The sequence below is a fragment of the Fluoribacter dumoffii NY 23 genome, assembly GCF_000236165.1.
Classification (GTDB): Bacteria; Pseudomonadota; Gammaproteobacteria; order Legionellales; family Legionellaceae; genus Legionella; species Legionella dumoffii.
In genome coordinates, this window is sequence record NZ_CM001373.1 from 3,067,747 (window position 1) to 3,088,591 (window position 20,845).

The following is a 20,845-nucleotide window of genomic DNA, read 5'->3' on the forward strand; positions in this document are numbered from 1 at the left end:
TTAATGAGTTTGACCAACCGTATTTAAATGGATTGATTTTAAATGCATCCAATTTTCTTATTATAGTTAAATTTTTAACACCAATGAGGCAGATTCACCCAAATTCATATATAATCTTTATCTCTATTGAAAAAGAAAGGTCGATACTATGCGTACGTTTATTTCCTATTTACTCATTGCATTATTAAGCTTTGGACTGTTGATTAATGAAGCCTCTGCAAAACGTTTTGGTGCGGGCAGAAGCTTTGGCATACAACGTTCACAAAGCGCCCTTTTTTCGCAAAATAAAGTACAGAAATCCGGAGTTATGGGACAAAGCGCTAAAAACCCCAGCCGGTGGGGAGGAGTACTCAGTGGTTTGTTAATTGGCGGCTTACTTACCAGCTTATTTATGGGGCATGGTTTTGCCAGCGGTATCCTGTCCTGGCTGATTATGGGAGCAATCATCTTCTTTCTTGTGGGCTTTTTCCGTAAAAGAATGCAACCGGGATATCAAACTGGACCTGGACAATCCAGCTCCTTTAACCAAAGCAGTTTCAATAATTTTACCCAATCATTCAATAGCAGTATGGGCGGTAGTTCTACAGCGAATGTTTCTGAATATCCTGCAGGTTTTGCACCCGAGGCATTTATTCGGGAAGCAAAGGTCACATTTAATCGATTGCAAGCAGCCTATGATCAAAAAAATCTTCAGGATTTGGGTGAATTCACCGCACCCGAGGTATTCGCAGAAATCAAAATGCAATTAGATGAGGGTGGGGATGCTTCCAATAAAACTGAGGTAATCACGTTACATGCTGAACTACTTGATGTTTCAAGACAATCCAACTCCTTAATCGCCAGCGTTCGATTTACCGGATCGATTAAAGAAAACGATGAGCCTATTACCCAACTGGACGAAATCTGGCATTTTCGTCAGTTCCCAAACAGTTCCCAATGGGTTGTTGGTGGAATTCAGCAAGAAGTGTTTCAACCTTAATCCATGAATAGAGCCCGGGGGCAGAAACACCCCGGGTTTCTTTTAATTTCTACTAGAAACATCCCCCCGCAATTAATTCACAATAAGAGAATCATCAAACACAACAACTTGATTTCGTCCATTTTCTTTTGCTTTATACAACGCTTGATCTGCCTGAATCACAATGCTGTTGATGTCGTTATTTCCTTTATATGCCGAGATTCCAACGCTAATCGTCACATGCACCTTTTGTTCATTCACAGTAAAATAATTTTGCGCAAATTGAAGGCGTAGATCATTACAAATCTTTGCGCTGCTTTGCAGATCTGCACCAGGCAGTATGAGCGCAAATTCTTCCCCCCCGTATCGTCCAATGATATCTCGATTGCGTAAACTGAGCATAAATAAAGATGCCAGCTTTTTAATAACAAGATCGCCAAATGGATGCCCGTAGGTGTCATTAATCAGTTTAAAATGATCAATATCAATCATGATAAAAGACAAGGGGGACTCCTGTTGTTTGGCGCGCGCAACTTCGATATTTAAGCGGTTCAAAATACTCGAATGATTTAATAAACCTGTAAGGCTGTCTGTTGTCATGTAATAGTTTAGAATACTTGCACGATTTGACCGGGAGCGTACAGCAGAAACTAAATCATTTGGCGAAATCGGTTTGGTAAGAAAATCATCGCCTCCCAGACTTATTGCCGTTAATTTTTTATTTTTATCATCCTCGGTGGAGAGGAAAATAATAGGAATCTTGGTATATCTTCTATCCTTACGCAATAAAGCAGCGAGTTCCAGACCCGAGCACTCAGGCATATAAACATCCATTAACAGCAAATCAGGTTGAAATGATTCAAGCTCTTTTAATAAATCTAAGGGATTGGTAATGGTACGGGTAATCATGTCTGCCTGTTTTAAAATTAAAGAGTAATACTCGGCTAATGATTTGGAGTCATCCAGGATTAAAATTCGATAGGCCTCATTCACCGATGAACTGCAATTAATATTCAATTCCTGGACCAGATAGGATACATCAAGGGGTTTTTGGAAATATGCTACACAACCAGCACGTATTGCCGTAAGGCGTGGAATTAATTCATTATTAGGGACAATACAAAATAAATGAATGGGTGTTTTTTGTTGTTTTTGGATAGCAACAAATTGTTCCAAAGCAGGCTTCTTGAAAAAATCCGTATCAATTATTATTGCAATAGGATGTTCTTTCTCGATGGAATTTAATAAAGAGCTCATATTTTTTATAATATGGGCGTGATAACCTGCTTGTTTCAGGCTTTCACCAAGCTCTCTCGCCAAATGCGAATCCTGTTCCAGGAGATAGACTAATTTGTTATCTGTCTGTTTCGTTTCATCTGCAAAAATTAATGGCTTTTTTGGAGCTTCGTGAGTCAATACGCTTTTTAATTGGGAGAAAAAATTATTAATTTTCTCTTTATCATTTTCAGTTAATGTACCTTTAGCGAGAATCTCTTTTAATAATATTTCCATTTGGCGCGCCGTCTGACTTAATTCAATATAACCATAAGTTCCAGCTGAACCACATAAACTGTGCACATCCCGATGAAAATTCTGAAACCCGGTTAAATCCCAATGCTTAAGCTGAGCATGCCATTGCATCTCTATATTATGAATCTTTTCGGGCAGATGCTTACTGTAGTGCACAAAAAGATCATGTAATTTTTTCTGAATATTCTCATCCATTATATTTCATCCATGCATTTTTTATTGACTCGGCAAGGGTCAAAGGATCAAAAGGCTTTTTAATTACATCAATTGCTCCAATTGATTTGTAATCCTCTATTTCATTATTCTGTATCTTGGCCGTCATAAATATCGCGGGAACTTTTATAAAATCAGGATTTTTACGCAATTCTTTTAAAGCCGTCGGCCCATCCATTTCAGGCATCATGACATCCAGTAAAAGCAAATCAGGAACGTACTCTTTGGCTGCTTCAAGAGCTTTCTTGCCGTTAGAACAATATTTAACCGAAAATCCGCCTATATTTTCCAGGGCAACTTCGGCAATCATCCTTATGTCTTCTTCGTCTTCGGCATACAAAATTGTTTTAAGTTCTTTATGAGACATATTTTTTCCTCCTTTTAGAGAAGGTTTTGAATAGTATTTACTAAAATTTCATTGGAAGAGTTCGACTTCAGCAAAGCCTGACTCACATACTTGGAACAATCTTCATTTATTTTTGTATCAGAAAATACCAAAACCGGAGCATGATATTTCGATATCAAAGGTAAAATATCTGCACCATTCCCATCCGGTAAAAATAGATCCAGAATAATTAAATTATATTTGTCTTTTTTAAGCATCTCCTGCGCTTCATTTAAATTATTCGCGGTTGAAACCCGCGCATATTTCTCCAAAAGAGTTCTTATGATTTCCTGGGTGTCTTTATTGTCTTCAATATGCAAGATATGCGGTTTGGAATTATCTTTTTGGATTTTATTGATACTGAACAGGAGCTTATTAAAATCGATGGGCTTATCTAACCAATCCACAATTGAAACCGCATCGCCATTTGATAGTTCTTTTCCCGTTTCAGCAATAACTGAAAGGACGATAATGGGTAAGTTCTTTGTTTTTTTATTTTTACGTAATTCTCTGATAAATGAAACTCCATCTTGGTCAGGCAAAATCAAATCCAGCAAAAGGGCATGAAATTCACTATTTGCCAACAATTTGCGTGCCTCATTAGCCGTTTGAGCTGTTTCCACGATAAAACCTGCTGACTCCAGAAGCAATTTGATGTAATTTGCTTGTTCGCTATCATCCTCACAAATCAGTAACCTTTTTTTTGCTTCCTGAAGTCTTCTTTCATTTTTTTCCTGAATAACCGGCAATTGCTGGGCTAGGGGTAACTCAAAATAAAAGGTAGTGACATCATGGGGTTTACTTTCAAAACTGAGTAGCCCATTCATCTTCTCCATAATGGTTTTACTAATGTTTAATCCTAAGCCAGTGCCTCCTTTTCCCCGAGTAGTTGAGGCGTCTCCCTGGGAAAATTTTTGAAAAATACGCGTTTGAAATTCCGGGGAGATCCCATCACCTTTGTTGGTAATCGAGACACGGACTGATGAATTAATTTGCTCAATTCTCACAATAACTTTTTCATGTTCATAAGAAAATTTGCATGCATTTGAAATCAGATTAGCTAAAACTTGCATTAAACGCTCGGCATCGACCCTCACCTGATATTGCTCATTATTGTGGTTTATTAACTCAATGTTTACGCCAAACTTTTGCGCATACATTTTATTATTTTCAATGGCTTCATGAACAATTTTGTTTAAATCAGATACCTTCAACTCAAAATCCATTTTTCCGGCTTCGATTTTTTCAATATCTAAAATATCATTAATTAACAACAACAAACGCTCGCAGTTGTTATTTGCTATTTCAAGAAATTTTTTTACTTTTGGGGGAAATTTACCCATGATTTCGCTTAACAAGATGCCTAATGAACCTCGAATCGATGTAAGTGGGGTCCTTAATTCATGACTCACTATGGAAACGAATTCATTTTTTAGTTTCTCAGTTTGTTTCCGCTCCGTGATATCATGAATTACAATAACTGCGCCAAGGTTGTCGCCATTAGAGTTAATAATTTTCTGACCATCAATGACGACATTGCGCACTTCACTTTTGGCATGCATTATAAATTCCACACCGCGTATGCGCTCGCCATCTAAAGCACGATTCAGGGGGAAAGCTCCTTGTTTAATGGGCTTGTTATTGAGAGTGAACAGTTTAAAAAAATCTCCAATATTATGAATGGTTTTATTGGATTTGTCAGAATCAATGTATTTTTGAATCGTATGGTTCAAAACGGTAATTTTTCCCTCTGCATTACATGCAATAATCCCATCCTCCAAATTATCGAGCATGGCATTGAGGAATTTTTTCTCATTCGCGATTGCCGTCAGCATTTTTTTGTAATACCCCGATGCAGTAAGGGCAATGGCAAAAATCAGCCCGCTGATTCCTGCAATAAAAAAAGCCAAAAAATTGGTTTGAATCGCTGCCTTTTCACCGAGCATCATATGAGATAAATTAGGGGTAAAAACTGCAGCGGACATCCCTGTATAATGCATTCCGCAAATAGCGAACCCCATGATTAAAGAGCTAATTATTTTTAAATTAAATTGTCTTTTACTGGAACCTTGATTGCTTTTTAATGCTAACCAAATTGCAATTTCTGCGGCAGCAATACCAATGGCAATAGAGAGAAAAAACAATCCCGGTAAATAATGAATAGTGACATGCACTTTCATTCCTTCCATCCCCATGTAATGCATTAGAGATATAGCAAGGCCCACAATCATCCCACCTAATACAAATTGCAGCGTGGAGTAATCCTTTTTTTGTAATATGAATAACGCTGAGGCGGAGGCCAATATGGCAATAAATAATGAAGCAGCAGTCCAACTGTATTCATATTCCATGGGCATAGGCATGATGAAAGCTAACATGCCAACAAAATGCATTGACCATATCCCTGCTCCCATGGCAAAAGCGCCGCCCGCAAGCCAATAAATCCGATCCTGTTTATTTTTGGTAGCCCGAAGTCTGCCAACCAGATTTAATGCGACATACGATGCAAAAACTGCGATTAGATAAGATAAGATCACGAGCTTCAAGTCATAATAACCTGTTACTCTCTCAGCCGGTATTGACGTTGTTTGAAACCACTCAGAAAAAGTGCTCATTATCACGTCCTGTAATAGTAAACAGCGAGTTAATTAAAGGGTATACCTCGTTTCCAACATCCTTTTTATAAGTATAGACCTTTACTTTTTAAATTCAGATTTCTTTTACACCGCATGAGGCGATCTGAATTAAAAATGTTGGGGTAGGCAAAGCGAGCGCAGTAAAAAACTGAGGACAAAGGATAGGGAATAGCTGCAAACTCCGGGGTTCCAACTGCCTTCACTCAAGCCCTACTGCGCTAATATGAATGGATGAAACAAAAAAATCTCTATACGTACTCCACCTCAATAATTTCGTATTCCACTATACCGCCAGGTGTATTGACAGTTACAGTATCATCCAGTTCTTTACCGATTAAGGCCCGACCCATTGGAGAACTGTAGGAGATTTTATTGTGTTTAATGTCGGCTTCATCTTCACCAACTATTTTATAAGTTACCTTGGCATCGGTTGCTATATGACAAACAGTGACCGTTGAACCAAAAACCACCTTGCCATTATTAGGCAATTTACTGATATCAATAATTTGGGCATGAGATAATTTCGCTTCCAATTCCTGAATGCGACCCTCATTAAAGCTTTGTTGTTCTCGAGCAGCATGATATTCGGCATTTTCTTTCAAATCACCATGAGCTCTTGCCGTAGCAATCGCTTCGACAATGCGAGGTCTGTCAACAAATTTTAAACGTTGTAATTCTTCTTTCAGTGCTTCTGCACCTTCAACTGTCATGGGATGTTTACTCATATCTACCTCTAATAAAAAATTCCCTGGTAATTCTGCCTTTTCTCCAAAACAACAAGAAAAAAAGCTTATCGCGTTAGCTAAAAAAATGTATCCCGTTACAGCGCGGCCTAGGCCGCGACTGACGATAACCTGTTACATTTTTATTAATGTAAATCCTGTAAGCGCGTTACAGTCTCTCTGTCCTCATATTTCATAGCCAAACAAGCTGCTTCGGCACCTGACAAGGTTGTAGTATAACTAACCTTGTGTTGTAAAGCATTGCGCCTCATTGCAAAAGAGTCAGCAATTGCTTGCTTGCCTTCTGTGGTATTTACAATAAAATCAATTTCATTGTTTTTTATAAAGTCAAGAACGTGTGGCCTACCTTCATTTACTTTAAATACCCTACGGCAATCAACGCCAGCTGCTTGTAAAGCCAAAGCAGTACCACGGGTAGCAATAATTTCAAAACCCAATTCAATCAAGCGCTTTGCAATTTCTCCCACCCGGGTTTTATCTGCATCGCGGACAGAAACAAAAGCCCGCCGACGCTTGGGTATATTGCAACCAGCGCCCAATTGGGCTTTAGCATAAGCTTGCCCAAAACGTCTGGCAATACCCATGACTTCACCAGTTGATTTCATTTCTGGGCCAAGAATAGAATCAACCCCTGAAAATTTAATAAAGGGAAACACGGGAAGTTTAATGGAATAAAACGAGGGCATATGGTGATTCTGGCTTAAACCTTGCTCTTTCAGACTAACACCCAACTTGCATAACGCAGCAATTTTAGCCAAAGGATATCCTGTAGCTTTGGAAACAAAAGGAACTGTCCTCGAAGCTCGCGGATTGACCTCTAAAACATAAATATCATCTGCTTGAATCGCAAACTGTGCATTAATCAAGCCCACCACCCCTAACTTTAACGCCATCTGGCGCATCTGTTCCATTAAATCTTGTTGCACCACGACACTGAGGCTAAATGGGGGTAAGGTACATGCGGAATCCCCTGAATGAATCCCAGCCTGCTCAATATGCTCCATCACCGCACCAATAAATACTTCCTTTCCATCACAAACAGCATCGATATCTACTTCAATGGCATCATTTAAAAATTTATCCAGCAATACGGGCGAATCATTAGAAACCGCCACTGCATGCGAAAGATAATGGCGCAAGTCCTCTTCCTGGTAGACGACTTCCATTGCCCGGCCTCCGAGAACATAGGAAGGTCTAACAACTAATGGATAACCAATATTATTTGCTAAAGCGACGGCCTCGGCCTCACTACGCACTGTTCCATTATCAGGCTGGTGTAAATTCAGTTCGGCCACTAATTTTTGGAATCGGTCCCTGTCTTCGGCCCTATCGATGGCATCAGGCGAGGTTCCAATGATTTTAACTCCATTTGCTTCCAGGGCACGTGCTAATTTTAAAGGAGTTTGTCCGCCATAATGGACAATGACCCCCTCGGGTTTCTCAACGTCGACAATGCCCAAAACATCCTCCAGAGTCACGGGTTCAAAATACAGGCGATCGGAGGTATCAAAATCAGTAGACACTGTTTCAGGATTACAATTAACCATGATGGTCTGGCAGCCGGCTTCTTTAAGAGCCATAGCCGCATGCACACAGCAATAATCGAACTCAATCCCCTGGCCGATACGATTAGGGCCGCCGCCAAGAATCATTATTTTTTTCTTGTCGGTATCGGGACGTGCTTCGCAACGTGTTTCGTAACACGAATACATATAGGCAGTATCACTGGGGAATTCACCGGCACAGGAGTCTATCCGCTTATAAACAGGAAGGATTCCCAATTCTTTACGACGCGAACGTACTTGCTCCTCAGTGCACAACCAGATTTTAGCCAAATAAGCATCAGCAAAACCCCGTTTTTTTAGCAAGCGCAAGGTAGTCGCATCGACATCAGACAATTTTTTATCGGATATGGAACGCTCCAGGGCTACCAATTCTTCGATTTGAGCCAAAAACCAGGGATCAACTCGGCTTTCTTGATGAATTTCTTCAAGAGACATATTGTTTCTAAAGGCATCGGCGATATACCACAATCGATCGGGAGTTGGTTCGCGTAAATGCCCTCTTAACCGCGCAAGATCACCTTTTTTGAATAAAGAATGCAAGCCACAGCGCCCGATCTCCAAACCACGAATTGCTTTTTGTAACGACTCCTGAAAATTGGAGCCAATGGCCATCACTTCGCCAACTGATTTCATTTGAGTTGTCAGTGTAACTGAAGTTTGGGGGAATTTATCGAAATTGAACCGAGGTACTTTAGTCACTACATAGTCAATACTTGGTTCAAATGAAGCAGGGGTTTTTCCTCCGGTGATTTCATTCTTTAACTCATCAAGGGTGTAGCCTACAGCAAGTTTTGCGGCAACTTTCGCGATGGGGAAACCTGTTGCCTTGGACGCTAAAGCCGAACTTCGAGAAACCCTGGGGTTCATTTCCACAACGAGCATCCGTCCATCTTCGGGATTAACTGCGAATTGGACGTTTGACCCCCCTGTGTCCACGCCTACAGCTCTTAATACTTTAATAGCGGCATCGCGCATGCGTTGAAATTCTTTATCAGTAAGCGTTTGTGCAGGAGCTACAGTAATTGAATCACCGGTATGCACCCCCATAGGATCGAAATTTTCTATAGTACAGACAATAATGCAATTATCATTCTTGTCGCGTACCACTTCCATTTCAAACTCTTTCCAGCCAAGCACTGATTCATCGATCAATAGTTCATGGGTAGGTGACAATTCCAAGCCACGGGTACAAATTTCTTCAAACTCTTCCCGGTTATAAGCGATACCGCCGCCACTGCCCCCCATAGTAAAGGAAGGACGAATAATTGCCGGGTAACCTAATTGAGCTTGAACCTGGATGGCCTCTTCCATGCTGTGGGCAATTGCAGAGCGCGGCATATCCAAACCAATTTTAATCATTAATTGGCGAAATTTTTCCCTGTCTTCGGCACGATCGATTGCTTCTCGTGTTGCACCAATCATTTCCACATTATATTGAGCCAGAATCCCTTCACGCACTAAATCCAGCGCACAATTCAAAGCGGTTTGTCCCCCCATAGTGGGCAAAAGAGCATCTGGCCGTTCAATTTCAATAATGCGTGCTACTTCTTTCCAGGAAACAGGTTCAACATAAGTTGCATCTGCAAGTTCAGGATCGGTCATAATGGTGGCTGGATTAGAATTTACCAGAATTACCCTATACCCTTCTTCCTTAAGGGCGCGTACCGCTTGGGTACCAGAGTAATCAAATTCACAAGCTTGTCCTATAACAATAGGGCCTGCTCCAAGGATAAGAATGGATTTAATATCGGTTCGTTTTGGCATATCGACAACAAAAAAAGAATAAAATTGATATATTTTACCTACTTTTGCTTAAAGTTTATACCCTTTAGGCATAATTAACTGTAACGATTGGTTAAAATTATTTGTAATCCGGCTTCTGTCAGCGATAAATATTTATAATGAGGATCCGCTGTGGTCCGCTCCAACCATTCATTTGCAATGCATATATCCGTCAATTTTTGTGCTTGTTCCACTGAAACAGGTTGTCCTAATTTTTGAGAAAGCATTGCGGCAGCTTCCTCTTCGATACTTAAAAACACCTGATCCCGAGTCACGCCACGGTTTTTCATCTCATCATAAAATAATTGTAGAATATCAAGTTCATTCATGATGATTGTCCTTAAGAGAAATGATTTTACTTATAGTATAAGCTTAATTTAGTTACTTTTTGCAAGTTTAGGGTAATGGTTTAACTTATACAGATTTTTATCTACTGTGTCCGCGTATAGGAGCCTTTCTGGAGGGTGTGAACCTGACTTTCAGAATCAGGAGCACCGCCGCCAGCACCAAAAAAAGTTTGATGATGAGTTCCCAAGTCTGCAGCAAATTTTTTTTTAACCGCTAAAGAAAGCAAACTTTTCATTAAAACACGCATTTCAGCTGCAGCCTCACCTAATTCTTGGGAAGAACACTGATGTTCGCTCAGTTCATACCAAATGTATCTGCTTTCCATCCCGTTATAAGGCTGGGGCGCTTTTATAAGATCATTGTTTAAAGGATGCTTGGGGTTTATTTTTGCCAAGTGCAATAGAGTTTCTTTATCTGTGATATAACTGGCAGCCGGGACATTATGCCATTTTTCGGCTTTTTTATATTGTTTGACTAACAAAACAGGCGTTTCCACTTCGTTATATGCAATCATTTCATCTTTAATTCGAGATTTATCATCATCCACTAAGGCTAAACGCACGTCCTCAAGCTTCGTTTGCAAATCTTCATATTGGGTGTATAAAGTTTTTAATGCTTCCAGTTTCAATTTTGCATCCGAATTGATAACTTCTGTATCGAGACCAAGCTGTTTTATCAGATCAGCGATCTCAAGGAGTTGCAAGTCAGTCAATAATTCGGAGGGACAAGGAGGTTCTTTCTCCTGTAATTGGGCAATCTCCAAAGACTCCCGCACCACTACAATCAGGGGATTATGGTTTACTCTGCTCCGCAAAGACTTCATATAAGGAACTGGATTTAAGAGAGGCTGCGCATCCAAAGCATTAAAAAAACCGTCCATCCCACCAAACAAACCATTTTTAAAACCAAGCCACAGCGACCCCAGCATATTGGTTATCGTGTCGTAAATTAAATAACTCATTAACCCAACCAGCGCTATCGTACTCAATAGGACTGTAATTGGAAAAATAGCCAGTGCTGCAAATAGAAAATTACCCGGGTGTGAAATACCCATTTTTTTTAATCGCTCAGCTAAATAAATCGGGACACCTAGTGCAGCGACGACTCCTAAAATCACTGCTCCGAGGGCATAAAAAGCATTGTTAACCAATACACGCAAGGGTAACAGGGTAATACCCAATAATATTGCCCACAAATGCTTCAAAAAAGACATAACAATGCTTTTACAAAGGATGAGTCAATTAGCGTATAAAAAAATCTCAATACGATCAAGGTTCAAACTTTGCATTAGCCTTGATGCATGATACCCTTGCACGGGTTTATACGAACAAGTCTGTCCGCGATGGAAGAAGTTGATGTCATTATTGTAGGTGCCGGTGCTGCAGGGTTAATGTGTGCTCTCGAAGCAGGCAAACGCCGCCGTAAAGTTTTGGTCCTGGATCATGCCAATAAAGCAGGCAAAAAGATTCTAATGTCCGGAGGTGGCCGCTGTAATTTCACCAATTATTACATCGAACCTGAAAAATATAATTCCCATAATCCTCATTTTTTTAAATCCGCTTTAACACGTTATACCCAATGGGATTTTATTGAACTGGTCAAAAAACATAAAATTCCTTTCCATGAAAAAACTCTGGGACAATTGTTTTGTGACAATAAATCAAAAGATATTGTCGACATGCTTCTCAAAGAATGTGAGGCTGCAGGAGTTACAATCCAGCTAAATACCAGCATTGAGAAAATACAAAGAACATCCGGGTTCAGGTTACACACTACAAAAGGAGTTTTTCAGTGTAACTCCCTGGTCATAGCCAGTGGCGGATTGTCCATACCCACTATGGGTGCAAGCCCTTTTGCATATAAAGTAGCAGAACAGTTTGGTATCAAGATCTGGCCAACTCGTGCAGGATTGGTCCCTTTAACTCTCGATGTTGCGGAAAAAGAAATAATCTCCCCCCTCTCCGGAATTGGTGTGGACAGTTTAGTTAAAAATGCCAGCGTAGAATTTCGCGAACATACCTTATTCACTCATCGGGGTTTGAGTGGCCCTGCAATTTTGCAATTGTCCTCGTACTGGAATGCAGGAGAGAGTATTTGTATTAATTTATTGCCCGAAATAGACCTTCTAGACTATTTAAAAAAAGTCCGGAAGGAAAAACCACAAAAACAATTAAATTCAATTTTATCGCTGCACTTACCCAAAAGGGTCATCGAACAATTTATTGCGCCGACCCTATTTGACAAAAAACTTGCGGAACTGGCAAATCGTGATTTGGAATCGGTAGCAAAACAATTAAACTCTTGGGTTGTGAAGCCCAATGGTACTGAAGGATATCGCACTGCGGAAGTAACGATAGGCGGTGTTGATTGTAATGCAATTTCTTCCAAAACAATGGAGGCACAAGAAGTTTCCGGCCTTTATTTCATTGGCGAAGCCCTGGACGTAACAGGTTGGTTAGGTGGGTATAATTTTCAATGGGCTTGGTCGTCGGGGTGGGCGGCAGGGCAAGCGGTATAGTCTAATCCAATGCAACCCTTTTATTTCAACAGAAAATAAGCACTTACCGTCAAAACAATGGATACAATAAGGTAGGCCAATTTCCCTAGATGCATGTCGCTTAAAAGATTTTTTGCTTTTTCCCAATAATCAATCAAATCGATAAGGAGGGAGCCACAAAACCATAAGTATGCAGGACGCTGCCAAAATGGTTTATCCAGGAAGCCACCTAAAACAAACAATTGCTTCTTACATAAACTGCAATAATAAACAGCCTGATCAGTAGTCACTAATCTTTTTTCCCAACACACAGTGGGTTCCATACGCTGCCTGCAAAACTTACATTGAATTTTCATTTTATAGGCTTTGGATATTTTGTGAGTAATATTTTACCACAGATTAAGGCAGGTAAGTTAAGATGCTTTATTATTTGACTCTTCTCATCAAATACACACCCAAAAGGGCAAAAATAAAGGTAGGTCCTAAAGCAGCCAATTCAGGTGGTAATTGAAATACGGTACTGAGGGGGCCAAAAAAACGACTTAAAATATGAAAACTGAATCCCACTGCCGCACCCACTAACAGCTTTGATCCCATTGTCGTTGAGCGTAAAGGACCAAAAATGAAAGGGATTGAGAGGATCATCATAACCATTGTCGTAAATGGTTGAATAAGCCGTTGTAAAAAAGCAAATTGATAATTATGGACATTTTGATGATTGCGTTTTTGTTCCCGGACATAGCGTCTTAATTCATGTAAAGTCATTTCATCGGGCTCGATACTGCTGATCATCAAAATTTTTGGTTTCACGGCAACATCCCAGGGAAGGGATGCAAATGTTTGTACTTTGGTTTTATTGGTTTCAAATTCGGTCTGCTGAATGTTATACGCCATCCAACCTGTAGGGGTGTAACGTGCTTCGCCGATAAAACGGGACATTTTTAAATGATGATGGACATCAAAACGAAATTGATAAATGTCCTTCAGGATATTATCAGGAAGTATTACTCCTACAGAAATGAAATCATTACCATACCGCAGCCACGAGCCTTTCGAAGTCCTTAATGTTTGTCCCCCACTCACTGAGGCTGTCTTATAATCATTGGCGTAATGCGATAAATAGGGAACCAGCGTTTCCCCTAATGCAGTAACCAGCACAATCAGAATGACTGATGCTTTTAAAACGGCCCAGGTAATTTGCCCTATCGACATTCCTGAGGCACGCATTACCACCAATTCACTATGATTTGCCAAAATTCCAAGGCCAATCAAACACCCAAGCAGGCTTGCCATAGGAAAAAATAGGTAAACTTCATAGGGCATCTGTAATAAGACAAATAACGCAGCCTGGGTAATCCCATAATCCGCCCGCCCCAAATCACTTATTTGATCAACAAATAAAATAAAAATTTGCAAGCCTACCAGCATGAGGGTGACCAACCCAATAGAGCCGAGAACAGTTTTCGCAATATAGCGCTCTAATATTTTCATACTCATGCCAACTTCGCCTGATTACGCCAAATTAAAAATAATCCAAAGGCAATTACGATAAGATGAACCCACCACAAGCCTATCCATTGGGGCGTTTTGCCTGAAACCATTGCATCGCGGGCTATAAACAAAAAATTTGCATATAAAATATAAATAATAATCGCCGGGAACAACTTGGCATATTTTCCTGAACGCGGATTAATCCGGCTTAAAGGGACAGCAACCAACGTCAAAGTCAAAACCATAAGAGGTACGGACAAGCGCCATTGTAATTCAGCTGCTTTGGCGGGGTCTTTATTATTTAAAGGCAATAAACTCGCGGTGCTTGCTGTACGTAGGTCCGACGATACTTTTACAACAGGATGGGGTAAGCGTGCTTTATACTGGTCAAATTCTGCTATTTGATAATCAGCATGACCTGGTATTCCCTGATACTCCTTACCTTTTTGCAGAATAATATAATCTTCACCGGTGGCAGGATCCGTCTCTGCAAAGGCCTGGTCAGCCCATAAAATATCCCACCGTATTTGCTCATTTATCGAGCTTCTTTTTGCCAAAAAAACTTGTTCTGCCTTCGTATGATCCCGGCTCATCGATTGTACATAGAATACTTCCTGACCTTCATTAATCGCATGGAAGCGTCCAGGCATAATCGTTTGTACCAAAGTTTTTATACCTGTAGTGCGCAGCAGTTTGGCGCGCTCAACATAAATTAAAGGGCTACCCCAAATCATGACCACAGCCACAACAACAGCTACAACTGTTGCCATGATGAAACTGTGTTTTAACAACTGGCTGGGACCATAGCCGCATGCACGCAGAACAGTCATCTCACTTTCAGCATATAAGCGCCCATAGGCAAGCAACATCGCAATATAAAATCCTAAAGGAACAAGTAAACTCAATAAAGTAGGCAATTCCAGCATCATTAGCTTCATAATGATGACGCCTGGAATACTCCCGGAAGCAGCTCGATTGAGATATTGAATAAGCTGATTACTCAGAAAAATTAATACGAGTATGGAGGTGAGCGCAATTAGAGTGAGAAACACTTCTTTGGCTAAATAACGAAAAATGATCACCCAATGCCCCTATTTTAGTAATCTCATTTACAGAATCATTCTCATCTTGAGGCATTGTATCTTCTTGTGGGAAACTAAAAAAGTCTTTTTGTCTGCAGCTAAAACAACATTAAGCAAATTTAATGCTATTTTGCTTCATACGCGTCTTTGCCCCCATCCAAGGAAAAAGCAACTCAAGTAGGCCTGCTAAATGCACAGAGATTTTTTTCAAGGTCTCCCCAGACAATTTTGGAGCACAATTTAGGGGGCTTGCTTAGGGAAATAACAACTTTTTCGAACAGATGTTTTTAAAAACCAAAGGGTTCTAGGTTTTAGGAACAATGCAGGGATTGCAAGAAACCCAAATTGAGGAATTCCCTAACAAAAAAAGCAGCTTAAGCATCTGCTTAAACTGCTCTTAAATTAAGTAATGAATGAATTAATGCTTTAGCTCAGAAGCTTTTTTAGCTTCCTGAACAAAACCTAACATTGCTTTTTCAATAATCTGAAAAGACTTTTGCATGTAATCCAAAGTTTTATGGCCATTTTCAACAGCCAAATTAATTTGTTTTTCCAAAAGTTCTTCAGGTTTTTTAATACTTGAAATCTCTTCAGGTTTGAGATAATTCATACTTTGTAACGTTTTCACATTTAATTCAGCCATGGCTTGAAATGGTTCCTGGAATTTTTTAGCCATTTCAGTCCATCTTTCAAAATTTTGTTGAGTCATGATAAGTCTCCTCTATGTTGCATTGCACAATTTAATATTAGTACATAGAGAAGAATTTTGTCAATGACTTAAGCGATTTTTTTTTGCAATGCAACATAAATAATTACTCGGAATCAACAGGTAATTCTCCTTAACTTTTGAATATGTTTTGCCATTGTTGCATCATCTTCTGCATTTGTTGATTCCAATTTTCAGTTGCTTGAAGATAGGGGTTATTTTGTAAGGGTTTTTCCATGACTTGAAACATTTGCTCCATCATTTGTTTTAAAGAAGCATGCATGGGGTGTTTCGCCAGCGAGATAAGCTGGCGCAAAATATCGGAAGACAAAAATTGGGTCGAGCCCGCTTCCATCTCGACAATAATTTGTAACAAAATGGAGTTGGTTAAATCTTTTCCAGTTAAAGAGTCTTCCACCTTAAATTGCACTCCATCTACCACGTAACGCTGTAATTCTTCAAGAGTGATATACTGACTTGTCTCTGTATCGTAAAGCCGGCGATTTTTGTATTTTTTAATTAATCGAGTCATTTTTTTCTCTTGATAATGGGTGATTACACCTTGTAAATAGTTCCATCTGATTCATTTACTCATTAAATCAGGAACCAAGTTTCTTAATCTGCCTTTGCAATTTTTTGCAGGAGACAGGTATAGTGAATACTCACAGGGAACAGCAAACAAGTAAAGGATACAGCATCTAGCGCATTCTATGAACCCTGAGATAGCGATACTCCTGTTCTCCTCAGGGGGAAATGAATAAAATCAATACATGTGGAGACCACCATTAACACTTAGGTTTGCTCCAGTAATATACCGGCTCTTTTCACTGATTAAAAACTCTACGGCCCATGCAATCTCCTGGGTTTGCGCCAAACGCTTTGCAGGAATTTGGGCAATAATAGATTCCAGAATGTCGGGCCTGATCCCCTTCATTAAGCGCGTATCAACATAACCTGGAGAAAGGCTGTTCACAGTGATGTTTTTACTCATTAACTCCTGTGCCAAACTTTTGGTAAACCCATAAACACCAGCCTTTGATGCGGCATAATTGGCCTGCGAGAATTGACCTTTTTGAGCGTTTACCGAAGAAATATTAACAATTCGCCCTGACTCATGTTCTCTCATATTTTCAACAACATGCCGAGTTACATTAAACATTCCGTCAAGGTTCACCGTTAATACTTCATCCCATTGCTTTTTAGTCATTTTGGTAAATACGGCATCCCGGGTAATGCCTGCATTGTTAATCAGCACATCAATATTACCAAATTCTTTAATAATGTCGGAAATTACCTCTCCACATTGATCAAAATCGGTTACGTCCATGTGGCGAAAATCAATGTTCTTATGCCCTTCATCCAGGAGTTCTTTTTTCCAGGCATTGCCATCTTTTTCCGAAATTAAATCCAGTGCAAAAACATGTTTGTAAGAAGAATTCAATTCCCTGGCAATTGCCGTGCCTATATCTCCAGTACCGCCAGTAATCAAAACGACATTATTATGTTGCATACAATTCTCTTTAAGTTAGGAGTAATGAAAATAAAGGAAATCAACAAAATACCCATGGTTTTCCATCATCCTGGGTATTTGTTTACATATACTGTCCGCCATTAATATCCAGGTTGGCGCCCGTAATAAATCCACTATCAGGAGAAGCCAGAAAAGCAACTGCATCAGCAACTTCTTTTGCTTGTCCCAAACGACCAACAGGAATGCTTGAAATAATAGATTTTAAAACGTCTTCTTTTAAAGAAGTCAGCATGGGGGTTTCTATATAACCAGGAGAAACTGTATTTACTGTTATGCCCTTATTTGCAACTTCCAAAGCCAAGCTTTTACTAAAGCCAAAGAGTGCAGACTTGGTAGAAGCGTAATTACATTGACCAAATTGCCCTTTGCGTCCGTTAATGGAAGAAATACTGATAATTCGTCCATAACCTCTGTCAATCATGACTGGAATGACATTGCGGGTCATATTAAATACGCTGGTTAGATTGGCATCAATAACTTGTTGCCATTGATCAGAGGTCATTTTCCGCAGGCTACAGTCCTGGGTAATGCCCGCATTATTAATAAGAACATCAACACGGCCGTAACGCTCCATGATTAGGGCCATAATTTTTTCACAATCTGCAAATTTTGCGATATCTCCATACACGATATCGATATCAAAGCCGAGCTTTTTTTGCTCCTCTTGCCATTGTTTTGCTTCTTCATGTTTTCCATGTTTGAAATAGCACGCGACAACTTGAAAATCGGCGGCTAAACGTTGACAAATGGCTGAGCCGATACCACCAGTTCCACCAGTAACTATTGCTACACCTTTCATCATAACCACTCCCTGTTATTGCGGTAATAAAATACTACTATAGAAAATTAATACGAAAAATCAAACTTATTTATCATTCCCTGCATCTCATCCGCTGAGATGGGGGAACGAATAAAAATTATAAAAGAATTATCTGTATACTGGAACATACCCTTTTAGTTGTTGGGCAAATTGCTTTAAGACTTCAAGCCCTGATTCTTCTGCCTGCCGACACCATTGTTGCAGTGCCTCAATTAATTCCTTTTGGGTAGATGCAGTTTTTAACCAAATATTTTGTAGTGATTGCTTGTATGCATAGGCAACACGTAATTGTTCACGTGCTTCCAATAAATTGGATAACCGCATTTTTGCTTTTGAACTCAACAAACAATTTTCACGACGTAATAAACTACCGGCTCGCGAAAAAAGCCTCTTCTGTTCTTTAGTTTCAATGCTGTTACTTTTTTCTTGCTTGAGGATGGGGCGAATCACGCTTTTATAATAATTGGACATCACTTGAAAACGATTCGAAATTACTGCTTTGACGGTATCCAAATCAACTTGCAGTTTGCCTTCATCCATTGCCAGTTTAGGGGGTAATTTTTTCACCTTGGCAAGACCTAAAAAGGAAAGAATGCGAATGTACATCCAGCCAATATCAAATTCCCACCATTTAACAGAAAACTTGGCTGATGAGGCAAAAGTATGATGGTTGTTATGCAATTCTTCACCGCCTATCCAAAAACCCCAGGGAAAAATATTCCTTGCAGCATCCGGACATTCAAAATTTCTGTATCCCCAGTGATGGCCGATTCCATTAATCACTCCAGCAGCATGAACGGGTATCCACATCATTTGAATTGCCCAAATAGTAATTCCCGGAACACCAAACAGGAATAAATCAATTAACAACATGAGAATAATTCCCTTGGATGAATGAGGGGAATAAACTTTTCGTTCCAGCCAATCAGTGGGTGTGCCATGAGAATATTTAGCAACCATCTCTTTATCTTTACGAGCTGTTTTGTAGAGCTCAGCGCCTTCCCAAAATACTTTTTTAATGCCGAAAACAACCGGGCTATGAGGATCACCCTCAACATCTGCTGATGCATGATGTTTACGGTGGATAGCAACCCAATCTGCAGTAACCATCCCGGTAGTCATCCACAGCCATAAACGGAAAAAATGACTGATAATTGGATGCAGAGTCAGGGCGCGATGGGTTTGATTGCGATGAAGATACAGCGTTACTGCTGCAATAGTAATTTGCGTCAGGATCAATGTCGCAACCACATATCCCCAAAAAGACAGGTTTAAATAACCAAAAACCATAATAGCTCCACTTTAAATGCACAATTGCAAATTAAGAAAAAACTCATCCTTTAGTCGGGTACCTTATTACAGAAAATCCTTATATCATACTAAGGATACCACAATTTTACTCTTTACGTTGCAACATTTCATTATGTAGCCGATAATTAATAAAGAAATAAACTACGGATTGATGTTATGAGCGATAAATTCCCGTTTGGGAAAATTTTTGACAATTTGATCCCCTTTATCGTAGCAGGCGTTGCGATTGCTCTCTTTTTGGGTCTTTTATTTGTATTTTCCTATGTTTTGGTTTGGGGATTGCTTATAGGAGGTCTTTTGTGGTTGATAGCCACTATTAAAGAATACCTGTTCCCCCGTCGCCAGGCTAAAACCGAAGTAATTAAAAAAAGCCAGGGCAGAATCATTGAACATGATGACCGAAAATAATGCCTGAATTACCCGAAGTTGAAACTACAAAGGAAGGAATTAAACCTCATCTGGAAGGACAAACAATTCAAGGGGTTATTGTACGTAATCCCAAGCTCCGCCTGCCGGTACCTGCAAACCTGGATGAACTGTGCGTCGGTAAAAAAATTCTCAGTGTTTCCCGTAGGGCAAAGTATATTTTAATTCAACTCACAAAAGGATATCTTTTAATTCATTTGGGCATGTCAGGACACTTACGCATTGAAGCGGTGCAAAAAAAGCCTGAAAAACATGATCACGTGATGTTGTTGCTGGAAAACGGCCTCATGCTACGAATTTGTGATCCCCGACGTTTTGGTTTGTTTCTTTACATTGAGGAGAATCCATACCAACACCAACTTCTCAGGCATTTAGGCCCTGAGCCGTTATCTAATGAATTCAATGGCCAGTACCTAGCTCAAAGAGCTCAAAATAAAAATAAGTCCGTGAAATCATTCATTATGGATAGTGACATCGTGGTTGGTGTGGGCAACATTTATGCCTCAGAAAGTCTTTTTTTAGCAAATATTCATCCGGGTACTCCCGCAAAAAAGCTATCGGAAGCAACCTGTTACGCGCTTACCACACATATTAAGGAAGTGCTCACACAAGCGATACTGGCTGGAGGTACCACACTGCGCGATTTTTACGCTTTTGACGGGAAACCCGGGTATTTCAGTATAGAGCTCAAAGTATATGGCCGGACAAAGCAGCCTTGCCTGCGGTGCCAGCATCCTATTGAATCTCTCGTGATTGCCGGACGTAGTTCATTTTTCTGTCCCGCATGCCAAAATTAAAATGGGCACATACAATTTGCTCAT

At 39.9% G+C, this 20,845-nt stretch carries 19 protein-coding genes; 4 read left to right on the top strand and 15 right to left on the bottom strand.

Going from position 1 to position 20,845, the window contains the following annotated elements:
• Window positions 1–148 precede the first annotated feature (148 nt).
• On the top strand, window positions 149–979 hold the full coding sequence (locus KYQ_RS13930; protein ID WP_010652529.1) for a Tim44 domain-containing protein: 831 nt from the start codon (window positions 149–151) through the stop codon (window positions 977–979).
• 72 nt (window positions 980–1,051) lie between these two features.
• Here the strand turns inward: KYQ_RS13930 and KYQ_RS13935 are convergent, their stop codons facing one another.
• The 7 genes from KYQ_RS13935 to KYQ_RS13965 all read right to left on the bottom strand — a co-directional run bounded on the left by KYQ_RS13935 (window position 1,052) and on the right by KYQ_RS13965 (window position 11,373).
• Window positions 1,052–2,683: a diguanylate cyclase gene (locus KYQ_RS13935; RefSeq protein WP_010652528.1), complete on the bottom strand. Its 1,632-nt coding sequence runs from the start codon at window positions 2,681–2,683 to the stop codon at window positions 1,052–1,054.
• On the bottom strand, window positions 2,676–3,068 hold the full coding sequence (locus tag KYQ_RS13940) for a response regulator (RefSeq protein WP_010652527.1): 393 nt from the start codon (window positions 3,066–3,068) through the stop codon (window positions 2,676–2,678). Before KYQ_RS13940 ends, KYQ_RS13935 begins: the two co-directional genes overlap by 8 nt.
• Window positions 3,069–3,082: 14 nt before the next feature.
• Window positions 3,083–5,701, bottom strand: coding sequence for an MHYT domain-containing protein (locus KYQ_RS13945; RefSeq protein WP_010652526.1), 2,619 nt, complete (start codon window positions 5,699–5,701; stop codon window positions 3,083–3,085).
• 269 nt (window positions 5,702–5,970) lie between these two features.
• Window positions 5,971–6,447 (bottom strand): transcription elongation factor GreA, encoded by a 477-nt coding sequence (greA, locus tag KYQ_RS13950; protein WP_010652525.1) that lies wholly within the window; start codon window positions 6,445–6,447, stop codon window positions 5,971–5,973.
• Between the two features lie 143 nt (window positions 6,448–6,590).
• Window positions 6,591–9,794 (bottom strand): carbamoyl-phosphate synthase large subunit, encoded by a 3,204-nt coding sequence (carB, locus tag KYQ_RS13955; RefSeq protein ID WP_010652524.1) that lies wholly within the window; start codon window positions 9,792–9,794, stop codon window positions 6,591–6,593.
• Between the two features lie 74 nt (window positions 9,795–9,868).
• Entirely contained in the window at window positions 9,869–10,141 is a 273-nt protein-coding gene (locus tag KYQ_RS13960) for a hypothetical protein (protein ID WP_010652523.1), read from the bottom strand.
• A gap of 101 nt (window positions 10,142–10,242) precedes the next feature.
• Window positions 10,243–11,373, bottom strand: a complete 1,131-nt coding sequence (locus tag KYQ_RS13965; protein WP_010652522.1) for a hypothetical protein — start codon at window positions 11,371–11,373, stop codon at window positions 10,243–10,245.
• Between the two features lie 129 nt (window positions 11,374–11,502).
• On the opposite strand from KYQ_RS13965, the gene KYQ_RS13970 reads away from it, so the two are divergent.
• Window positions 11,503–12,678, top strand: a complete 1,176-nt coding sequence (locus tag KYQ_RS13970) for a BaiN/RdsA family NAD(P)/FAD-dependent oxidoreductase (protein ID WP_010652521.1) — start codon at window positions 11,503–11,505, stop codon at window positions 12,676–12,678.
• Between the two features lie 20 nt (window positions 12,679–12,698).
• On the opposite strand, the gene KYQ_RS13975 is transcribed toward KYQ_RS13970, so the two are convergent.
• The 8 genes from KYQ_RS13975 to KYQ_RS14010 all read right to left on the bottom strand — a co-directional run bounded on the left by KYQ_RS13975 (window position 12,699) and on the right by KYQ_RS14010 (window position 19,577).
• The gene (locus KYQ_RS13975) at window positions 12,699–12,968 is read right to left on the bottom strand and encodes a hypothetical protein (protein ID WP_231294561.1); all 270 of its coding nucleotides are present in this window, start codon (window positions 12,966–12,968) and stop codon (window positions 12,699–12,701) included.
• Window positions 12,969–13,083: 115 nt separating this feature from the next.
• Window positions 13,084–14,154 carry an LPS export ABC transporter permease LptG gene (gene lptG / locus KYQ_RS13980; RefSeq protein ID WP_010652519.1) on the bottom strand — a complete coding sequence of 357 codons (1,071 nt, stop codon included), beginning with the start codon at window positions 14,152–14,154 and terminating at the stop codon, window positions 13,084–13,086.
• A complete protein-coding gene (lptF, locus tag KYQ_RS13985; RefSeq protein WP_010652518.1) occupies window positions 14,151–15,230 on the bottom strand; it encodes an LPS export ABC transporter permease LptF in 1,080 nt (359 codons plus the stop codon). Before lptF ends, lptG begins: the two co-directional genes overlap by 4 nt.
• Window positions 15,231–15,648: 418 nt before the next feature.
• Complete coding sequence (locus KYQ_RS13990) at window positions 15,649–15,939, bottom strand: phasin family protein (RefSeq protein ID WP_010652517.1); 291 nt, start codon at window positions 15,937–15,939, stop codon at window positions 15,649–15,651.
• A gap of 130 nt (window positions 15,940–16,069) precedes the next feature.
• A complete protein-coding gene (locus KYQ_RS13995) occupies window positions 16,070–16,468 on the bottom strand; it encodes a polyhydroxyalkanoate synthesis regulator DNA-binding domain-containing protein (protein WP_010652516.1) in 399 nt (132 codons plus the stop codon).
• A gap of 231 nt (window positions 16,469–16,699) precedes the next feature.
• The gene (gene phbB / locus KYQ_RS14000; protein ID WP_010652515.1) at window positions 16,700–17,446 is read right to left on the bottom strand and encodes an acetoacetyl-CoA reductase; all 747 of its coding nucleotides are present in this window, start codon (window positions 17,444–17,446) and stop codon (window positions 16,700–16,702) included.
• An 82-nt stretch (window positions 17,447–17,528) separates the two neighbouring features.
• The gene (gene phbB, locus KYQ_RS14005) at window positions 17,529–18,269 is read right to left on the bottom strand and encodes an acetoacetyl-CoA reductase (protein ID WP_019350191.1); all 741 of its coding nucleotides are present in this window, start codon (window positions 18,267–18,269) and stop codon (window positions 17,529–17,531) included.
• Window positions 18,270–18,395: 126 nt separating this feature from the next.
• Entirely contained in the window at window positions 18,396–19,577 is a 1,182-nt protein-coding gene (locus KYQ_RS14010; protein ID WP_010652513.1) for a DesA family fatty acid desaturase, read from the bottom strand.
• Between the two features lie 177 nt (window positions 19,578–19,754).
• On the opposite strand from KYQ_RS14010, the gene KYQ_RS14015 reads away from it, so the two are divergent.
• Together KYQ_RS14015 and mutM are read left to right on the top strand one after the other, a co-directional pair.
• Window positions 19,755–20,006, top strand: coding sequence for a hypothetical protein (locus KYQ_RS14015; RefSeq protein WP_010652512.1), 252 nt, complete (start codon window positions 19,755–19,757; stop codon window positions 20,004–20,006).
• The gene (gene mutM / locus KYQ_RS14020) at window positions 20,006–20,821 is read left to right on the top strand and encodes a bifunctional DNA-formamidopyrimidine glycosylase/DNA-(apurinic or apyrimidinic site) lyase (protein WP_010652511.1); all 816 of its coding nucleotides are present in this window, start codon (window positions 20,006–20,008) and stop codon (window positions 20,819–20,821) included. Before KYQ_RS14015 ends, mutM begins: the two co-directional genes overlap by 1 nt.
• Window positions 20,822–20,845: the final 24 nt, after the last annotated feature.